This is a genomic window from Micromonospora cynarisoli (assembly GCF_030518815.1).
Classification (GTDB): Bacteria; Actinomycetota; Actinomycetes; order Mycobacteriales; family Micromonosporaceae; genus Micromonospora; species Micromonospora wenchangensis.
On record NZ_CP130426.1, the window covers coordinates 568,871 to 588,145 of the forward strand.

Below are 19,275 nucleotides of genomic sequence, written 5' to 3' on the forward strand. Positions count from 1 at the left end.
CCGGCCCGGCGTCGGCGTTCACTCGGTCGTCGTCCGCGACGGTGCGACGAACCGGCCCCGGTAGAACGACAGCGCCGGCACGTCGGTCGGCTTCAGGCGGACCTGGTCGACGTCGATCAGGACGATCACGTGGTCGCCGCTGGTGATCACCTCGTCGCGTCGGCCGGCCAGGATCGCCGGGGTGTCGGGCAGCAGCGGGACGCCGTCGGGGCCGGGCACCCAGGACACCCCGTCGAGCCGTTGCTCCCCGGACAGCCCGGAGGTGGCGAACCGGCGGGCCACGTCCTCCTGGTCCTGGCTGAGGATGTGGACGGCGATCCGGTCGGCGTCCATCAGCACCGGGAAGCTCGACGAGAAACTGGTGACGCAGAACAGCACCTTCGCCGGCTGCAGCGAGACCGAGGTGAACGAGTTCACGGTCAGCGCGGCGACCGCGCCCCCGGCGGTCACCGCGGTCACCGCGGTCACACCGGTGGGGAAGTGCCCGCACACCTGACGGAACTCGGCGGAGTCGAACAGGGGCTCGGCCATCATCGGGTCACCGCCGGGTCGCAGGAGTCGTGGTCGGGCCGCAGCCCGGTGTCGAGCTGGATCAGGCACAGGGTGTGCCCACCCGGGTCCTTCACCAGGTGCAGCCGCCCGTGCGGGGTGTCGACCGGCCCGACGGTGGGCTTGCCGCCCAGGGCGGTCACCCGGGCCAGCGCGTCGTCGAGCGAGGCGACGGCGAAGTAGGTGACCCACGTCGACGGGATGGGGTTCGGCCAGGCGTTGTCGAGTTCGAGGACCCCGGCGACCGGCACGTCGCCGAGCATCAGCACCGTGTAGGGCCGGGCCGTCGGCGAGTCGTCGCGCTGCTGGGTGGTGTAGCCGAACAGCGTGCGGTAGTAGGCCACCGCCTCGGCCGGCTCGCCGGTGTCCAGCTCGTTCCAGCACAGCGCCCCGGCGGAGTTGACCGCCTGGACGCCGACGCGCGACTCACCCTGGTAGAGGCCGAAGGCCGCACCGAACGGGTCGATCACCGCCGCGCCGGTACCCGCCGCCGGCAGGTAGCGCGGCGGCGCGACCAGCTCGCCGCCGAGCGCCACCGCCTGCCGGGCGGACGCGGCGATGTCGTCGACGGCGAAGTAGGTGAGCCAGCCCCGGGGGCGGTCGCCGTGCAGGGCGGCGGCGTCGGAGATCCCGGCGACGTCCCGCCCGTCGATGCTGCACATCCGATAGGTGGTGCCGCCGAGGCGTTCGGCGCGCACCGTCCAGCCGAGCAGCGCGGCGTAGAAGGTCTCGGCCTGCGCCGGGTCGGGCGTGCACAGCTCCACCCAGACCGCCTCGCCGGGCTGGAATCGTGGTCTCATCCGGTTGCCCCCCTGGTGGCCGGGCCCGCGACGATCGTGCGGGCCGAGATGTCGTACGCCTGGTCGGCGGTCCCGGTGGTCAGGCTCGACTCGACGACCCCGACCACCGCCCGCAGGGTCGCCCCGGGCACGGCCAGCAGGGCGTCGACGAGGTCGTCGACCGCCCCGTCCAGCTCGTCGTCGGGGACCACCCGGGCCACCAGGCCCCAGTCGCGCAGTTGCCCGGCGGTCGCCTCCGCCACCCCGGTGAGCAGGTGGTAGGCGTGCGGCCGGGGCACCGACCGGGCGATGGTGTGGCCGACCCCGGCGGGGGCGAAGCCGTAGCGCGCCTCCGGCAGGGACAGCCGGGCGTCGGCGGCGGCGACCGGCAGGTGCACGGCGCTGAGCAGGCCGACGCCGAACCCGATGATCCGTCCCCGGACGGCGGCGACGACGGGCACCGGGAGCCGGCGGATGCGCTGCAACGCGGTGTCGCTGGCGCGCAGGTCGGCGGCGACCTCCTCCCGGGTGGCCCCGGCCAGCGCGGTGAAGGAGGAGGTGTCCCAGCCGGCGCAGAAGTGTCGCCCGGCCATGTCCAGGCGGATGACCGCGCAGGTGCCGTCGGCGGCGGCGGTCTCCAGGGTGTCGACGAGCCGGTGCAGCGTCGTGGTGTCGAAACAGTTGCCGCGCGCCGCGTTGTCGTAGCGGACCCGGGCGAGGCGGCCGTCGTGCCCATGGGTGAGGGTGATGGTCACCGCGGTATCATACAAACCGGTCGGTATGAACACAACGGCGCTGGCCGGCGGGCCTTTGTCACGCGAATGTCACGAGCGAGATACCCGGCCGACCCGTTGACTTGATACCGGCTGGTCGGTACTTTGTGGCGAACGTCACCGCCGCCTCACGCGGAGACAGAACGGGTCCATCGCAGTGAAGGACACCCATGATGATCATGAAATCCCTGCGCTCCCGGCGCTCCCTGGCACTGGCCGCGGCCCTGGCCGTCGTGGGCGCCGGCCTCACCGGCTGCGGCGGCTCCGACTCCGACGACACCGGCTCGTCCCGCACCGCGCCCATCCGGGCGCTGCTCGCCGCCCAACCGGCGACCCTCGACCCGATCGTCGGCGCGCGCTCCGCCCAGATCGTCTGGGCGACGATGCTCGAACCCCTGATCAACACCGGTAGCGACCTCGCGCCGACCGACACCGGCCTGGTCACCAACTGGACCCGTACCGACGCCACGACCTGGACGTTCAAGGTCCGTCCCGACATCAGCTTCAGCAACGGCGAGAAGGCCGACGCGGCGGCGGTCGCCAACACCATCACGCTCACCCGCGACAGCGCGGCCTCGCAGCTCAAGTCGTACTTCGGCAACGTCACCGCGATCGAGGCGCCCGACGCCACCACCGTCGTGGTCAAGACCAAGACCCCGCAGTACGACATCCCCGACCTGCTCACCACCGTCTACCTGGTGCCGCCGAAGTACTACCAGGAGAAGGGCTCGGAGGGCTTCGCCGCCGCACCCGTCGGCACCGGCCCGTACGTCTGGTCGGGCGCGAACGCCGGCCGCGACATCTCGGTCAAGCGCAACCCCGACTACTGGGGCACCAAGGCGACCAACGAGGGCGTCACCTTCACCTGGGCCAACGAGGCCGCCCAGCGGCTCGCGCTGATCCAGAGCAAGAGCGTGGACGTCTCCTTCGACCTGCCGCCGGCCCAGGCCAGCGCCGCCAAGGCCGCCGGGGTCGAGGTGGTCAGCACCGAGACCGCCATGAAGATCATCGCCTTCCTCGACTCCACGAAGGCCCCGTTCGACGACCCGAAGCTGCGCGAGGCGGCGGCCCTGGCCATCGACCGCGACGCCATCGTCAAGGGCATCTTCGACGGTCAGGCGGTCGCCGACGCCGGCCTGCTCAACGTCAAACCCGGTCAGCAGCCGACGCAGAGCGTGACCGCCGACGCCGCCAAGGCCAAGGAACTCCTCGGCGGGGCGAACCCGACCGTGCAGATCACCTACCCGGCGGCCCAGTACACCAACATCGAAGAGGTGTCCCAGGCCGTCGGTGGCAGCCTGGAGAAGGCCGGCTTCAAGGTCAGCTACGTGCCGCTGGACTACGGCACGCTGGTCAAGCGGATCGTCGGCCGTCAGGTGCCAGGCCTCTCGATCTTCGCCGGGGTGCCGAACGTCGCCGTGCCCGACTACTTCGTCAGCGGCTTCATGAAGACGAAGTCGATCACCGGCAACTGCCCCGACCCACAGATCGACACCCTGGCCCAGCAGGCGCTGGAACAGAACGACGCCCAGCAGGCCGCCCCGCTCTACGAGCAGCTCAACACGATCGGCGTGGTCCAGAAGCACTGCTACGTGCCGCTGTACCGGCAGGTGTTCAACTATGCGAGCGGCCCCGGCGTGTCCGGCGTGGTGTTCGGCCCGCTGAACACCGTGGACTTCACGAAGACGACCCGCTGACGATGTCCGAGGTAGCGGAGACGGGGGCGCCGGGCGACCTCGCCCGGCACCCCCGCACCCCGGAGTCGGACACCCCCGTGCTGGAGGTCGACGACCTCGTCGTCGAGCACCGCGACGGCGGCACCGGCTCGCTCTTCCGCGCGGTCGACCAGGTGTCGCTGCGCATCGCGGCCGGCGAGAGCGTCGCCGTCGTCGGCGAGTCCGGCTCCGGCAAGACCACCCTCGCGATGGCCGCCACCGGGCTGGGCCCGCGCGGCCGGGGCGACATCCGGCTGCTCGGCCACTCGCTCTCGGCGGTCAGCCGCACCCAACTGCGTCGGCTGCGCCCCGAGGTCCAGGTGGTCTTCCAGGACCCGCACGGCTCGCTCGACCCCCGCCAGTCGGTCCGCTCCGGGCTGCGGGAACTGCGGGCGCTGCAACCCGAACGGACCTCCTGGATCGACGACGCCGACCTGCTCGGCCGGGTCCGGCTCGCCCCGGACCTGCTCGACCGCTACCCCCACCAGCTCTCCGGGGGACAGGCGCAGCGGGTCTGCATCGCCCGCGCGCTGCTCATGCGTCCCCGCCTCATCGTCGCCGACGAACCGACCTCCGGCCTCGACGTCTCCGTACAGGCCGACGTGCTGGCCCTGCTACGGCAGATCCGGGCCACCACCGGCGCGGCGCTGCTGATGATCAGTCACGACCTGGCCGTGGTCCGCTCGCTCTGCGACGTCGTGCACGTGATGTACCGGGGCCGGGTCGTCGAGGCGGGACCCTGCGACCGGGTCTTCGGCACCCCCGAGAACGACTACACCCGCGAACTGCTCGCCGCGATGCCCGGCGCGCGCTGGAGGTCCCGCCGATGAAGGCCAGCACCGTACGCCGCGTCGGCGGCCGGCTCGCGTCGCTGTTCGCCTCGCTGCTCATCGCGCTCAGCCTGGCGTTCCTGCTCGGCCGGCTCTCCGGCGACCCGACCGCCACCATCCTCGGCCCGATGGCCCCGCCCGAACAACGCGAGGCGCTGCGCCACCAGCTCGGCCTGGACCTGCCCGTCGTCGTGCAGTACCTCGACTACCTCAAGGGCGTCTTCACCGGCGACCTCGGCCAGTCGTTGCAGTTCTACCAGTCCAACACCTCGATGATCGCCGACCGGCTGCCGTACACCCTGCAACTGGTCGGCGCGGGCATGGCCCTCGCCCTGCTGGTCGGCGTGCCGCTCGGGGTGCTCGCGGCCACCCGGGAGGGCACCTGGTGGGACCGGGGGGCCTCCACCCTCGCCCTGCTCGGCCAGTCCGTGCCGGTCTTCTGGTTCGGCATGATGCTGGTGGTGCTGTTCGCCGTGAAACTCGGCTGGCTGCCCGCCGGCCAGTCCGGCAGCCCGAGACACCTGATCCTGCCCGCGCTGACCATGTCGGTCTACCCGATGGCGCACATCGCCCGGCTCACCCGCGCCTCGATGAGCGACGCGCTGGCCGAGCCCTACATCGACTCCGCCCGCGCCCGGGGCATCAGCACCCGCCGGGTGGTGTGGCGGCACGCCTTCACCAACGCGATGATGCCGATCCTCACCATCGTCGTGCTCCAGACCGGCATCCTGCTCTCCGGCGCGGTCGCCGTCGAGTACGTCTACTCCTGGCCCGGTCTCGGCCAGCTCGCGTTGCAGGCCATCCAGTTCCGCGACTTCCCGCTGGTGCAGGCGATCGTGGTGTTCGGCGCGCTGGTGTTCGTGCTGCTGAACCTGCTCGTCGACGTCCTGCACTCGATCGTCGACCCGAGGGTGCGGTGAGCATGAGCCAACTCGAACTCGACCCGGTCACCGCCCCGGCGTCGCCACCGCGCCGGGCCGGCCGCCGGGCGCGTACCTCGGCGTTCTGGCTGGCCGTGCCGCTGGCGGTGGCCGCCGTCGCGGTGTTCGTGCTGCCGCTGACCGGCCTGCTGCCCGATGGCGGCCAGAACCTCGACGCCACCCGCAGGCCGCCCGCGTTCCTGGCCGGCGGCAGCTGGGCCCACCCCCTCGGCACCGACAAACTCGGCCAGGACCTGCTCACCCAGTTCGTCTCGGCCGGCCGGCTGACCATCGTGATCGGCCTGGTCGGCGCGCTCGTCGCGATCGGCCCCGGCACGCTGCTCGGCCTGCTGGCCGGCTACTTCCGGGGCTGGGTCGACCGGGTCATCTCGATCCTCATCGACGCCCAGCTCGCCCTACCGTTCATCCTGGTCGCTCTCGCCATCATCGCCAACCGGGGCAGCTCCCTGCCGGTGCTGTTCCTGGTGCTGGCGCTCACCGGCTGGGCGGTGTGCGCCCGGGTCACCCGCGCGGCGACGCTGGCCATCCGGGAACGCCAGTTCGTCGTCGGCCTGCGCGCCGCCGGCGCGTCCGAACCCCGGATCGTCTTCCGGCACATCCTGCCCAACCTCGCCGGCACCATCGTCGCGCTCGGCACCCTCCAGGTCGGCACCGCGATCCTGGTCGAGAGCGCGCTGAGCTTCCTCGGCCTGGGCGTGGTGCCGCCGATGAACAGCTGGGGCTCGATGCTCGCCTCCGGCCAGGACGAACTGAGCCAGGCCTGGTGGATCGCCTTCTTCCCCGGCCTCGCCATCACCGTGCTGGTGCTGCTGGTGAACCTGCTCGGCGACGCGCTGCTCACCCACCACGACCCACGGAAGAGGCGGCGATGAGCACACTGCTGAAACTCTCCGGACTGTCCATCACCGCCCGGCTCGCCGACGGCGACCTGACCCTGCTCGACGACGTCGACCTGGAGATCCGCCGGGGCCAGATCGTCGGCGTCGTCGGCGAGTCCGGCAGCGGCAAGACCACCCTCGCCCGCGCCGTCGTCGGGCTGCTCGACCGCAACGTCCGGGTCGACCGGGGCACCGTCACCGTCGGCGACGAACAGGTGGTGGCCGCCGGCGTCGACCGCACCGCGCGGGTCCGGGGCAGCGCCGTCGGCATGGTCTTCCAGGACGCGTCCCGGTCACTGAACCCGCTGCTGAAGGTCCGCACCCAGCTCGCCGAGGTGCTCCGCCGCCACGTCCGGGACATCACCCGCGCCGAGGTGGAACGCCGCTCGGTGGAGGTACTGGCCCAGATGCGCATCGACGACCCCGGCCGGGTCCTGGCCAGCTACCCGCACCAGCTCTCCGGCGGCCTGCGCCAGCGCGTCGCCATCGGCCTCGCCGTCGTCACCCGCCCCGCCTTGGTGATCGCCGACGAGTGCACCACCGCCCTGGACGTCACCACCCAGACCAAGGTCGTCGACCTGTTCCGCACCCTCGTCGACGAACTCGGCATCGGCCTGCTCTTCGTCACCCACGACCTGATGCTCGCCAGCGACCTGTGCGACCGGATCGCGGTGATGAGCGGCGGGCGGGTCGTCGAACAGGGCGACGCGCTGACCGTGCTGGACCGACCGCAGCAGGAGTACACCCGACGCCTGCTCGCCGCCATCCCCTCGTGGAGCTGAAGGAGAACCCGCGACCCATGCCCGAGCAACCCGGCATCGACGCCTACGCGGCCTACCTCCCGGCGTACGCGCTCGACGACACCAGGCTCGACCCGACCGCGCCGGCCCGCGCCGGCGGCCCCACCCGCGGCGTCGCCGGCTACGACGAGGACGCCGTCACCATGGCCGTCGAGGCGCTGCGGCACGTCGCCGCCGACACCCCGGCCGGGCGGCACCTGCTGCTGGCCACCACCAGCGCACCGTACGAGACGAAGACCTCCGCCGGGGTGGTCCACGAGGCGCTGGGCCTCGACCCCGGGGTCACCGCCCTCGACCTGCGCGGCCACCGGGCCGGCGCGTCCGCCCTCGACCTGGTCCTGCGGGGCGTCGCCGCCGCTGCCCTGGCCGACGTGCGCACCACCCGCCCCGGCGCCCCCGACGAACTGGCCCAGGGCGACGCCGCCGCGGCGTTCGTCGGGGGCGGGCGGGCCGCCCTGCTCCTCGCCCGCGCCGGCCACACCAGCGAGGTGCTCGACCGCTGGCGGCTGCCCGGGGAGCGGCACGACCGGGTCTGGGACGAACGGTTCACCGCCGAGATCCTCGTCGCCGCCGGCCTCGACACCGCCCGCCGTGCCCTGGCGGAGGCGTCCCTCGACACCGTCGACCAGGTCGTCGTGTCGTCGTCGAACCCGCGCGCGGCGGCGGCGCTGCGCAAGGCGCTCGGCGGCACCGGAGGGGACGCGAGCGTCGAACGGGCCACCGGCTTCACCGGCGTCGCCCACCCCGGGCTGCTGCTCGCCGCCGCCCTCGACGAGGCCGAACCCGGGCAGACCATCCTGCTGCTGTCGGCCACCGAGGGCGCCGACGCGTTCGTGCTGCGGGTCGGCGACGGCGTCCGTGCCGCCCGGGGCGGGCCGACCGTCCGCGCCCAGCTCGCCGCCCGGCAGCGCCTCGGCTACGGCCGCTACCTGCGCTGGCGGGGACTGCTCGACGTGCAGGGCCCGGCCCGGCCGGCCGCCCCGGCCCCGGCCGCCCCGCCCATGCACCGCCGGGCCGGCTGGAAGTACCGGCTGGAGGGCAGCCGCTGCGACGCCTGCGGACGGGTCACCACACCCCCCGGCCGGGTCTGCGCCTCCTGCGGCACCGCCGGGTCGGGCACCGCCACCGTGTCGCTGCGCGACCGCACCGCCCGGGTGGTCTCGGTGACCCGCGACCACCTGACCACCATGCCGGAACCGGAGGTCGCGATCGTCGTCGCCGACGTCGACGGCGGCGGCCGGCTCAGCACGTACGCCACCGACGTGGCACCCGGCGACGTACGGGTGGGCATGCCGATGACCCCGGTCTTCCGGCGGCTCTGGACCACCGACTCGATCCACAACTACTTCTGGAAGCTCCGCCCCGCACCCGCGGACGCCGCGCCAGGGAAGGACACCGCCGATGGCCAGTAGGCGCACCACCCACGACGTCGCGATCGTCGCGATGGGCTGCACCCCGTTCCGGGACCACTGGAACTCCTCCGCCGACGACCTGCTCGTCGACGCCGTGCAGGAGTGCGTCGGGTCGCTGCCCGACGTCACCCTCGACGACGTCGACGCGTTCTGGGTCGGCACCCAGGGCTCCGGGCTGTCCGGGCAGACCCTGGCCCGCCCGCTACGGCTGACCGGCAAGCCGGTCACCCGGGTCGAGAACTACTGCGCCACCGGCTCGGAGGCGTTCCGCAACGCCGCCTTCGCCGTCGCCTCCGGGGCGTACGACATGGTCATGGCGACCGGGGTGGAGAAGCTCAAGGACTCCTCGTACTCCGGGCTGTCGGCGGTCTTCCCACCCGCCGACGGCACCGACGTCGACTGGACCGCGCCGGCGGGGTTCTCCCTGCTCGCCCCCGCCTACCAGGCGGCGTACGGGATCGACGAGCGGGAGATGCGCGCCGCGATGACCCGGGTCGCGGTGAAGAACCACGCCAACGGGGCCCGCAACGACCGCGCCCAGTTCCGTCGGGCGGTCACCGCCGAGACGGTGGAGCGGTCCCCGCGCATCGCCGGGCAACTCGGCGTCATGGACTGCTCCGGCGTCTCCGACGGCGCGGCGGCGGCGATCCTGGTCCGCGCCGAGGACGCCCACCGGTACACCGACAGACCGGTCTACCTGCGCGGGATGAGCTTCGTCGCCGGCTCCGGGGCCGGCCTGGCCGCCGACGGCTACGACTTCACCACCTTCCCCGAGGTGGTCACCGCCGCCCGCGAGGCGTACGAGCAGGCCGGCGTGACCGACCCGGCGGCGCAGATCTCGCTGGCCGAGGTGCACGACTGCTTCACTCCCACGGAGGTGGTGCTGATGGAGGACCTGGGCTTCTCCGCCCGCGGCACGGCGTGGCGGGACATCCTCGACGGCCGCTACGACCTCGACGGGGCGTTGCCTGTCAACACCGACGGCGGGCTCAAGTCGTTCGGCCACCCGATCGGCGCGACCGGACTGCGGATGATGTTCGAGTGCTTTACCCAGCTGCGCGGGGAGGCCGGCCCCCGGCAGGTGCCCGACGCGCGGTTGGCGGTGGCCCAGAACCTCGGCGGGCAGCCGGGCTCGTGCGTCGCGTTCGTGGCGGTCCTGGGGAACGAGCGATGAGCGCCCGGGTCACCCTCGACGGCCGGGTCGTCGTGGTCACCGGCGCGGGCAACGGCATCGGCCGGGCGCACGCGCTGACCCTCGCCGCGCGCGGCGCGTCGGTGGTCGTCAACGACCTCGGCGGGACGGTCGACGGCTCCGGTTCCTCAGGCGCGGCCGAACAGGTCGTCGCCGAGATCCGCGCGGCCGGCGGCACCGCCGTCGCCTCCACCGACTCGGTGGCCACCGCCGAAGGGGGCGCGGACCTGGTCGGCCGGGCGATCGACACGTACGGGCGGCTCGACGCCGTCATCCACAACGCCGGCATCCTGCGGGACCGGACGCTGGCCAAGATGTCCGACGAGGACGTCCGCGCGGTGCTCGACGTGCACCTGGCCGGGGCGTTCCACGTGCTGCGCCCGGCCTGGCCGCACCTGGTCGCCCAGGGCTACGGCCGGATCGTGCTGACCAGTTCGTCGTCCGGGCTGTTCGGCAACTTCGGCCAGGCCAACTACGGCGCGGCCAAGGCCGGCCTGATCGGGCTGATGAACGTGCTCGCGCTGGAGGGGGCCCGCCGGGGCATCCTGGTCAACGCGATCGCGCCCACCGCGGCGACCCGGATGACCGAGAACCTGCTCGGCGAGTTGACCGACCGGTTCGACCCGCAGCACGTGGCGGCGGTGGCGACCTTCCTCGCCTCCGAGCAGTGCCAGCTCAACCGGCACATCCTCACCGTCGGCGGCGGCCGGGTCGGGCGGATCTTCCTGGGCGTCACCCCCGGCTGGTACGGCGGGCCCACCCCGGCCTCGCCCGACGACATCCTCGGCGCGGTGGACGACATCTGCCGGCTCGACGACTTCATCGTGCCGGACAGCGGCGCGGACGAGGTCACCCTGATCCAACGGGTCCTCGGCGGGCCGTCCGGACCGTCCGCCTGATCCGGCGCGAACCCACAGGAAGGCAGGCATCATGCCGGTCAGCGAAGTGCACCACGTGGCGATGACCGTCTCGGACGTCGACCGCGCCGCGGACTTCTACGAGCGGGCCCTGGGCTACCGCCGGACGCTGCGGACCGAGGTCGGCGGGCCGGGGATCGAGGTGTCGCTGGGACTGCCCGCCGGCACCACCGGCCGGGTCCAGTACCTCCAGGGCCCCAGCCGGGTCGGCCAGCTCGAACTCATCGAGTGGAACGGCGTGAAGACCCGCACCGCCACTGCCGGTCACCTGGAGCTGGGCACCTTCCTGCTCAGCTTCGAGGTGCCGCTGGACGAGCTGGACGAGCTGCACCGGCGGCTGACCGAGCTGGGCGCGCAGTGCCTGTCCGCGCCGAACCGGGTGCTGCTGGACAACTACGGGTACATCACCGCGTTCGCCGCCCGCGACCTCGACGGCAACCTGCTGGAGTTCGTGTCGTTGCCGTCCCGGGAGGAGATCCTGGCCCGGCGGCGGGGGAGTGGCGACTGATGGGCGGCAGCAACTTCACCGAGACGCTGCGCCGGCAGGCGTTGCGCCGCGCCGACGCCGAGGCCCTGGTCGACGGGGCGGCCCGCTGGACGTACGCGGAACTGGACGCCGACGTGGACCGGCACGCCGCGGCCCTGCGCGACGCCGGCATCGCCGACGGCGACCTGGTCGGGGTGCTCGGGCGCAACACCGCCACCTACGTCGTCGAGCTGCTGGCGCTGAGCCGGCTCGGCGCGGTCTCGGTGCCGCTGAACTGGCGGCTGCACGCCAACGAGCAGGCGTACGTCCTCGACCAGGCCGGCGTCACCGGCCTGCTCTACGACGACGACTTCGCCGCCGACGCCGCCCGGCTGGCGGCCACGACCGGGCTGCGGACGCTGGTCGCCAACGGCGACACGGTCGTCGGCGACGCCCGACGGCTGGCCGACCTGCTCGCCGGGCAGCCGCCGGGGGTACGGGTCACCGACGCCGACAAGGGTCCCGCCGACGTGCACCGGCTGCTCTACACCTCGGGCACCACGGCCCGCCCCAAGGGGGTGGTGCACACCTGCGGGAACCTCACCGCGAACCACTTCGCGCAGGTCCTCGAACTGGAGCTGACCGCCGCCGACCGGATCCTCGTCTCCGCCCCGCTGTTCCACGTCAGCGGGCTGGAGGCGCCGGGCCTGGCGACGTTCGTGGCCGGCGCGACGATGGTGCTCACGCCGACGTTCAAGCCGACCGACATCGCCCGGATCGCCGCCGACGAGCGGATCACCGGCATGGTGCTGGCCGCCCAGATCCTGTTCGGCCTGCTCGACCTGGACGACCCGCCGGACCTCGCACCGCTACGCTACCTGCTCTTCGCCGGGGTGGCGCCGAGCGTGCGGCAGGAGGTGAAGCGCCGGCTGCCGCACGTCCGCCTGATCGACACCTTCGGCATGACCGAGCTGTGCAACGGCGTCTGCTACCTCGACGCCGCCCACGAGCAGAGCAAGCTCGGCGCGCTCGGCGCGCCGTTCCCCGGGGTGCAGATCCGGATCGTCGACGAGCACTTCCGGCCGGTCGGCCCGGACGTCGAGGGGGAGATCGTCGTCCGGGGGGAAAAGGTGTCGCCCGGCTACTGGAACGACGACGAGGCCAACCGGCGCAGCCGGCGCGACGGCTGGTTCCGCACCGGCGACGTGGGCCGGATCGACGCCGACGGCTACCTGTGGTTCGTCGACCGCCGGGCCGACCTGATCAAGTCCGGTGGGGAGAACATCGCCAGCGCCGAGATCGAACGGGTCCTCGCCCAGCACCCCGACGTCGCCGAGGTCGCCGTGATCGGGGTGCCGGACCCGCAGTGGGACGAGGTGCCGAAGGCGTTCGTCATCCTCCGCGACGGCGCGACCGGCTCCGCCGAGGATCTGCGCGCGCACTGTCGGGCCGAACTGGCCCGCTACAAGGTCCCCCGGTACGTGCAACTCGTCACCTCGTTGCCGCGCAACGACTCCGGCAAGGTGCTGAAGAAGGCCCTGCGCGAGGCGGCGGTGTCCGGGTGAGCACCGCGAACCTCGCCGCCATGCTGGCCGGCAACGCCCGCCGCTTCGCCGACGCCGACGCGCTGGTCTTCGCCGACCGCCGGTGGACCCACCGGCAGCTCGACGACGACGTCAACGCGCTGGCCGCCGGTCTCACCGCCGAGGGGGTACGCCGGGACGGCCGGGTGGCGGTCGTCGCGGACAACGTCCCCGAGTTCCTCCTGCTCTGTCTGGCGCTGGCGAAACTCGGCGCGGTCGTCGTCCCGCTGAACTACCGGTTGACGGCGGGGGAGCTGGCCCGGCTGCTGGCGCACGCGCGGGTCGGGGCGGTCGCCACCGTCCCGGAGTTCGCCGCGCTCACCACCGCCGCCCTCGCCGACCTGCCGCAGGTACGCCGGTTCGCGCTGGAGCCGATCGACGACGGCTGGACCGACGTGCGGGCGCTCGTCGCGGCGCACCGGGGGGAGCGGGTCGCCGACGCCGACCTCGACGACGCGGCCCTGCAACGGATCGTCTACACCTCCGGCACCACCAGCCTGCCCAAGGGGGTGCTGCTCACCCACGGCAACGTGAACCGGAACATGCACGCCCAGATCGTCGAGCTGGGGCTGCGGCCGACCGACCGGATCCTCAACGTCGCGCCGCTCTACCACGTCGGCGGCACCGACCTGCCGGGCTTCGGCATCTGGCACGTCGGGGGCGCCATGGTGCTGCACCGCCGGTTCGTGCCGGCGGCCGTGCTGCGGGCGATCGAGACGGAACGGATCACCGGCATGGTGGTCGCGGCGACCATGCTGGACATGGTCCGCCGCGAGCCCACCGCCGCCGGCACCGACCTGTCCTCGGTCCGCTGGTTGATCTTCTCGCAGGTCACCTCGGCGTTGTTCGGGGTGGCCCGGGGGCTGTTCCCGAACGCCCGACTGATCGAGGGGTACGGCCTGACCGAGACGTGCAGCGGGCTGACCTACCTCGACGCCGCCCACCAGGAGTCCAAACAGGGGTCGGTGGGGCTGCCGGTGCCGTGGGTCCAGGTCCGGGTGGTCGACCCGGACGGCGCGGACGTGCCGGTCGGCGCGTGCGGCGAGGTGGTCGCACGCGGGCCGAAGGTGAGCCCCGGCTACCTCGACGACCCGGTGGCGACCGCCGCCGCGTTCCGGGACGGCTGGTTCCACACCGGCGACATCGGCTGCTTCGACGCCGACGGCTACCTCTACATCCGGGACCGGCTCAAGGACATGATCCGCAGCGGCGGGGAGAACATGTCCAGCGCCGAGATCGAGAACGTGCTGGCCGACCATCCGCTGGTGCTGGCGGCGTCGGTGGTGGCCGCCCCGCACCCGACGTGGCAGGAGGTGCCGGCCGCGTTCGTGGTGGCCCGGCCCGGGTTGACGCCCGAGGCGTTGATCGCGCACGCCCGGCAGCGGCTGGGCCGGTTCAAGGTGCCCCGGGAGGTCTACCTGGTGCCGGAGTTCCCCACCAACCCGTCCGGCAAGGTGCTCAAGCGGACCCTGCGGGAGCTGCGTTCGACCCTGCGCCCGGACTGGACGTACGACGACGCCCGGCGCGACTGAGGCCGTGCCGGGTGGGGTCGCCCCCGGGTCACCGACCGGCGGCGGCGTGGCGGAGCAGGGCGAGGGTGTGCACGAGGGCGAACCGCCTGGTGCCCCGGCCCAGCTCGTCCCACGGCTTCTTCCAGGTCATCCGCCGGGCGACGTCCCACGCGGTGTCGCCGTCGCGGGCCAGGCCCCGGACCGTTTCGACCTCGTCGCGGTGGAACGCGGCGAGCGCCTGCGCGCGGGCGGCGACGTCGCGGTAGGGGAACTGGTGGGCGGGGCAGGCGATGGCGACCCCGAGGTCACGGATGCGGGCCAGCGTGCCGAACAGGTCGGCGGCCGGGTCGTCGTCGGGGCGGCTGACGATGGCGAGCTGGGTGGGCCCCTCGGCCATCATCGTGTCGCCGGTGAAGACCAGCCCCCGGGTGTCGACGTAGACGGTGTGGCCGTAGGTGTGCCCGGGGGCGGGCAGGGCGCGGACGGTCACGTCGCCGAAGCGGAACTCGGTCTCGTGCTCCACGGCCACGTCGAGCCGCAGGTCCTCCCGGTGTACGGCGACGGCAACGGCGTCGGCGTACATGGCGGTGACGACGTCGGGCGGGGCGCCGGTCAGGTCGAGCGCGGTGCGTACCTGCCGGAGGAAGGTGCCGCGCCGCCGGTGCATGGTGGCGAAGTCGTCGGCCGCGCCCATCACCACCTGCGCGCCGGAGGCGGCGCGTACCCGGTCGGCGAAGCCGACGTGGTCGGGGTGGTTGTGGGTGAGCAGGACCGCCGCGATGGTGTCGACCCGCTGGCCGACGGACGCCACCGAGCGTTGGAACGACGTCCAGCAGCTCGGGTGGTCGTAGCCGGCGTCGACGAGGACCGGCCCGTCGCCGGTCTCGATCAGAAAGACGGTGATGGACCGCAGGGCGCTGCCGTGCAGGGGGACCGGGATCGCCCAGACACCGTCGACGACCTGCGCGGGGACCGGCACCTGACGGGCCCGCCAACTGGCGGCGTGGGCGTCGCTCACGGGTATGGACATCGTCGGGAGGCTCCCTTACTGTGGGACACCAACATACCGGATGGTCGGAATCTAGCTCAAGGAGTCCGATGAGCCAGGAGCGGACCGGGTTCCGGCTGTGGGCAGCCGCGGAACCGGAGCTGTGCGCGATCGTGACCGCCGACGACCGGCGGATCTCCTACGGTGACCTGTTCGCCGAGGTGAACCGGATCTCGCACGGGCTGCGTACGCACGCGGGCCTACGGCCCGGCGACACCGTCGCGGCGGTGATGACCAACAGCCCCGGCCTGGTCGCGCTCTATCTCGCGGCGATGCAGTCCGGGCTCTACCTGGTGACCCTGAACTACCACCTGACCGCCCCCGAGGTCGGCTACATCCTCGCCGACAGCGAGGCCCGGGTGGTGGTCGGCTCCGCCCGGGTCGAGGACGTGGTGCTGGACGCCGCCGCCGACGTGCCCGGCATCCAGGTCTTCGTCGACGGCACGCCCCGCACCGACCGGGCCCGACCGCTCGCGGCGCTCACCGCCGACATGCCCGCCACCAGCCCGGCGGACACCCCGGCCGGCTCGCTGATGATGTACACCTCCGGCACCACCGGCCGGCCCAAGGGGGTCAAGCGCCCGCTCAGCGGCGTCGACGCCGACACCGGCGCGCTGACCTACGTCTGGCTGTTCCGGGAGTTCGGGATGGAGCGGGAGGCGTTCGCGTCCTGGCTGGTCTCGGCCCCGATGTACCACTCGGCCAACATCACCCCGGCGATGGGCGCGCTGCACGCCGGCGGCACGATGGTGCTGATGGACGGCTGGACGCCGGAGGGCTTCCTGCACCGGGTCCAGGCCCGGCGGGTCACCGGCACCAGCATGGTGCCGACCCACTTCTACCGGCTGCTGCAACTGCCCGAGGCGGTCCGCGACCGCTACGACCTGTCCTCGCTGCGCTACGTCCTGCACGGTGCGGCGCCCTGCCCGCGCGAGGTCAAGCAGCGCATCCTCGACTGGTTCGGCCCGGTGGTCTACGAGTACTACGGCTCGACCGAGGTCGGCACCACCGTCGCCCGCCCCCACGAGTGGCTGGCCCACCCCGGCACGGTCGGCCGGCCCGCCTCCATCTCCACCCTGCGCATCCTCGACGAACTGGGCAACGAGGTGCCCGTCGGGCAGACCGGCATCGTCTACATGCGCCAGGGCGACGACCGGGTCGAATACCACAACGACCCCGGCAAGACCGACGGCGCGCGCCGCGACGGCCTGATGACCGTCTGGGACGTCGGACACGTCGACGCCGACGGGTTCCTCTACATCACCGGCCGCGCGGCCGAGCTGATCCTGGTCGGCGGGGTCAACGTCTACCCGGCCGAGATCGAGGCGGCGCTGATCGGCCACGACTGGGTCGCCGACGTGGGCGTCGTCGGGGTGCCCGACCCGGAGTTCGGCGAGGTGCCCCAGGCGCACGTCGTGCTCACCGACACCGCGCCGGACCCGGACACGGCCGTCGCGCAGCTGCGCCGCTACCTCGCCGAGCGGCTGGCCAAGCCGAAGCGCCCGCAGTCCTACGTCGTGCGCGACGCGCTGCCCCGCGACCCGAACGGCAAGCTCTACAAGGCCCGGCTCGTGCCCGCCGAGGAGGCCAGCGCATGACCGGCGACACCGACGACCCACAGGGGGGTGGGCATGGACTTCGCTGACAGCGACACCGACCTGGCGTTCCGGCACGAGGTCGGCAGGTGGCTCGACGGGGCGCTGGCCGACGTGCCCGACCAGGAGGAGCTGACCCAGGACGAGCGGGAGCACTGGTCGCGGGTGTGGCAGGACCGGCTCTGCGCCGGCAACTGGGCCGGGCTGTCCTGGCCGACGGCGCACGGCGGCCGGGGGATGGACGCGCTGGCCCAGGCCGTCTTCAACGAGGAGGCCGCGGTACGCGGCGCGCCGTACCCGCTCAACGGGGTGGGCATGATGCTGGCCGGGCCGACGATCATCGCGCACGGCACCGACGCCCAGCAGGCCCGGCACCTGCCCGGCATCCTGCGCGGCGACGAGTACTGGTGCCAGGGGTTCAGCGAGCCCGGCTCCGGGTCGGACCTGGCGAGCCTGACCACGGCGGCGACCCGGGTCGACGGGGGCTGGCGGATCAACGGGGCCAAGATCTGGACGTCCAACGCGCACAACGCCTCGCGCTGCCTGCTGCTGGCCCGTACCGACGCCGCCGCGCCGAAGCACGAGGGGATCACCTACTTCCTCGCCCCGATGGACGGGTTCACCGTCCGGTCGCTGGTGATGATCAACGGGGACACCGAGTTCAACGAGATGTTCCTCGACGACGTGTTCGTCGCCGACGACGACGTGCTCGGCGGGGTCGGCAACGGCTGGCCGGTCGCGCTCACCACGCTCGCGTTCGAGCGCGGCAGCATGGCGCTGAACCTGTGGGTCTGGGCCCGGCAGGCGGTCGACCGGCTGATCGACGTCGCCCTTGAGCGGGGCGTGGCCGACGACAGCGCCTTCGTCGACGCGGTGGGCGCGTTGCAGTGCGACGCCGAGGCGGTCCGGATCGGGTCGATGCGGATGCTCGGCGAGAGCCGGGCCGGCGGGGTGCCGGGGCCGGAGACCTCGGCGCTCAAGAGCCTGTGGGCCCGGGTGGTGCAGAACGCCAACCGGCTCGCCGTGCAGCTCGACGAGGCCGGCGGGGTGCTGGTCGACGGCGACGGCGCCGCCGCCCGGATGCGCCGTTACCTGCGGGCCCGCGCCCACACCATCGAGGGCGGCACGGAGGAAGTCCAGAAGTCGATTCTCGCGGAGCGGGTGCTGCGCCTGCCCCGCTCCCGCTGAGCGAGGTGGTCCGGTGCGCGCGACATTCACCCAGGAACAGCAGGACATCGGCCGGACCGTGGGCGCGCTCGCGGACGCCGACCGGGGCACGGCCCGCGCGGCGTGGTCGGGCGGCTGGCGGGCCCCGGCGGGGGACGGGCCGCTGCTGCGTGACTTCGGGCTGCTCGGGGTGCCCGAGTCGGCCGGTGGCATCGGGTCGGGCCTGATCGACCTGCTGGTCGCCGTCGAGGCGCTCGGCGCGCGGTTGGTGCCCAGCCGGTTCCCGGCGCACGCGGCGGCCGTGCAGCTGCTCTGCGGCGACGGGCAGCGGGGGCCGCTGCCCGAGGAACTGCTCGACGGTCGCCGGGTGCTCACCGCGGCGGTCGACGTGCCGGGCGGCTCCGGCTGGGCCGACGGGGTGCCGGTGGACCCGCTGGTCCGCACCCTGGTGCCGTACGCGGCGCAGGCCGACGGCGTGGTCGCGCTCGGCCCGGCCGGGGTCTGGTTCGCCGACCCGGTCCGGATCGCCGCGCGGCAGTCGCTGGACCCGTCGGTGCCGCTGGCGGACCTGACGCTGGCCGCGCCCGAGCGGCCCCGGCCGGCCGGGGCCGGGCCGCTGCGGGCGGCGCTGGTGGTGGCGGCCGAGCTGTGCGGGGTGGCGCAGGGGGCGATCGACCTGGCCGCCGAGCAGGCCCGCACCCGCCGCCAGTTCGGTCGGGTGATCGGGTCGTTCCAGGGGGTCGCGTTCCCGCTGGCCGAGGCGGCCACGGCGCGCAAGGCGGCGTGGGACCTCACCCTGTACGCGGGGTGGGCGGTCGACACCGGACATCCGGACGCCGGGGTCCAGGTGCACGCGGCGAAGGCGGCGGCCGGGCAGGCGGCGGTGTTCGCGGCCGAGCGGTGCGTCCAGGTGCACGGCGGAATGGGCATCACCATGGAGGCGGACCCGCACCTGTTCCTGCGCCGCGCGTTCGTGCTCGACGCCCGCTGCGGGCGGGGGGCGTGGCACCGGCGGCGGGCCGGGGAGTTGCGCGTCGGGGCACGTCGGGCAGTGCGGGGCTGACCTGCGGAAGTCTTGCCGGGCGCCAGCCCGGAGCAGTAACATACCGGCTGGTCGGA

Annotated in this window: 18 protein-coding genes; 14 read left to right on the forward strand and 4 right to left on the reverse strand. The window is 73.4% G+C overall.

The window, feature by feature from the left end; all coding sequences use genetic code 11:
- Positions 1-18: 18 nt before the first annotated feature.
- The 3 genes from Q2K16_RS02115 to Q2K16_RS02125 are packed head-to-tail and all read right to left on the reverse strand — an operon-like array spanning position 19 to position 2,083.
- Complete coding sequence (locus tag Q2K16_RS02115; protein WP_302743260.1) at positions 19-534, reverse strand: flavin reductase family protein; 516 nt, start codon at positions 532-534, stop codon at positions 19-21.
- Positions 531-1,349 carry a VOC family protein gene (locus Q2K16_RS02120; protein ID WP_302743261.1) on the reverse strand — a complete coding sequence of 273 codons (819 nt, stop codon included), beginning with the start codon at positions 1,347-1,349 and terminating at the stop codon, positions 531-533. The genes Q2K16_RS02115 and Q2K16_RS02120 overlap by 4 nt, the downstream gene beginning before the upstream one ends.
- Entirely contained in the window at positions 1,346-2,083 is a 738-nt protein-coding gene (locus Q2K16_RS02125) for an enoyl-CoA hydratase/isomerase family protein (protein ID WP_302743262.1), read from the reverse strand. The genes Q2K16_RS02120 and Q2K16_RS02125 overlap by 4 nt, the downstream gene beginning before the upstream one ends.
- A gap of 188 nt (positions 2,084-2,271) precedes the next feature.
- Here Q2K16_RS02125 and Q2K16_RS02130 point away from each other — a divergent pair, with 188 nt between their 5' ends.
- The 11 genes from Q2K16_RS02130 to Q2K16_RS02180 are packed head-to-tail and all read left to right on the forward strand — an operon-like array spanning position 2,272 to position 14,367.
- Entirely contained in the window at positions 2,272-3,798 is a 1,527-nt protein-coding gene (locus Q2K16_RS02130; protein WP_302743263.1) for an ABC transporter substrate-binding protein, read from the forward strand.
- A 2-nt stretch (positions 3,799-3,800) separates the two neighbouring features.
- Entirely contained in the window at positions 3,801-4,646 is an 846-nt protein-coding gene (locus Q2K16_RS02135) for an ABC transporter ATP-binding protein (RefSeq protein WP_302743264.1), read from the forward strand.
- Positions 4,643-5,566, forward strand: coding sequence for an ABC transporter permease (locus tag Q2K16_RS02140; protein ID WP_088642656.1), 924 nt, complete (start codon positions 4,643-4,645; stop codon positions 5,564-5,566). Before Q2K16_RS02135 ends, Q2K16_RS02140 begins: the two co-directional genes overlap by 4 nt.
- A 2-nt stretch (positions 5,567-5,568) precedes the next feature.
- Entirely contained in the window at positions 5,569-6,459 is an 891-nt protein-coding gene (locus Q2K16_RS02145; RefSeq protein ID WP_302743265.1) for an ABC transporter permease, read from the forward strand.
- Complete coding sequence (locus tag Q2K16_RS02150) at positions 6,456-7,247, forward strand: ABC transporter ATP-binding protein (RefSeq protein ID WP_302743266.1); 792 nt, start codon at positions 6,456-6,458, stop codon at positions 7,245-7,247. Before Q2K16_RS02145 ends, Q2K16_RS02150 begins: the two co-directional genes overlap by 4 nt.
- Before the next feature lie 17 nt (positions 7,248-7,264).
- Entirely contained in the window at positions 7,265-8,677 is a 1,413-nt protein-coding gene (locus tag Q2K16_RS02155; RefSeq protein WP_302743267.1) for a zinc ribbon domain-containing protein, read from the forward strand.
- Complete coding sequence (locus Q2K16_RS02160) at positions 8,667-9,851, forward strand: acetyl-CoA acetyltransferase (RefSeq protein WP_302743268.1); 1,185 nt, start codon at positions 8,667-8,669, stop codon at positions 9,849-9,851. Before Q2K16_RS02155 ends, Q2K16_RS02160 begins: the two co-directional genes overlap by 11 nt.
- On the forward strand, positions 9,848-10,768 hold the full coding sequence (locus Q2K16_RS02165) for an SDR family NAD(P)-dependent oxidoreductase (RefSeq protein ID WP_302743269.1): 921 nt from the start codon (positions 9,848-9,850) through the stop codon (positions 10,766-10,768). The genes Q2K16_RS02160 and Q2K16_RS02165 overlap by 4 nt, the downstream gene beginning before the upstream one ends.
- A 31-nt stretch (positions 10,769-10,799) precedes the next feature.
- Entirely contained in the window at positions 10,800-11,294 is a 495-nt protein-coding gene (locus Q2K16_RS02170; protein ID WP_302743270.1) for a VOC family protein, read from the forward strand.
- Entirely contained in the window at positions 11,294-12,817 is a 1,524-nt protein-coding gene (locus Q2K16_RS02175) for a class I adenylate-forming enzyme family protein (RefSeq protein WP_302743271.1), read from the forward strand. Before Q2K16_RS02170 ends, Q2K16_RS02175 begins: the two co-directional genes overlap by 1 nt.
- Positions 12,814-14,367: a class I adenylate-forming enzyme family protein gene (locus tag Q2K16_RS02180; protein ID WP_302743272.1), complete on the forward strand. Its 1,554-nt coding sequence runs from the start codon at positions 12,814-12,816 to the stop codon at positions 14,365-14,367. The genes Q2K16_RS02175 and Q2K16_RS02180 overlap by 4 nt, the downstream gene beginning before the upstream one ends.
- Positions 14,368-14,395: 28 nt before the next feature.
- On the opposite strand, the gene Q2K16_RS02185 is transcribed toward Q2K16_RS02180, so the two are convergent.
- Positions 14,396-15,376 (reverse strand): MBL fold metallo-hydrolase, encoded by a 981-nt coding sequence (locus Q2K16_RS02185; protein ID WP_302743273.1) that lies wholly within the window; start codon positions 15,374-15,376, stop codon positions 14,396-14,398.
- Positions 15,377-15,444: 68 nt separating this feature from the next.
- Here Q2K16_RS02185 and Q2K16_RS02190 point away from each other — a divergent pair, with 68 nt between their 5' ends.
- The 3 genes from Q2K16_RS02190 to Q2K16_RS02200 are packed head-to-tail and all read left to right on the forward strand — an operon-like array spanning position 15,445 to position 19,219.
- On the forward strand, positions 15,445-16,992 hold the full coding sequence (locus Q2K16_RS02190; RefSeq protein ID WP_302743274.1) for an AMP-binding protein: 1,548 nt from the start codon (positions 15,445-15,447) through the stop codon (positions 16,990-16,992).
- Between the two features lie 33 nt (positions 16,993-17,025).
- A complete protein-coding gene (locus tag Q2K16_RS02195; protein WP_302743275.1) occupies positions 17,026-18,177 on the forward strand; it encodes an acyl-CoA dehydrogenase family protein in 1,152 nt (383 codons plus the stop codon).
- 13 nt (positions 18,178-18,190) lie between these two features.
- On the forward strand, positions 18,191-19,219 hold the full coding sequence (locus tag Q2K16_RS02200; protein ID WP_302743276.1) for an acyl-CoA dehydrogenase family protein: 1,029 nt from the start codon (positions 18,191-18,193) through the stop codon (positions 19,217-19,219).
- Positions 19,220-19,275 lie beyond the last annotated feature (56 nt).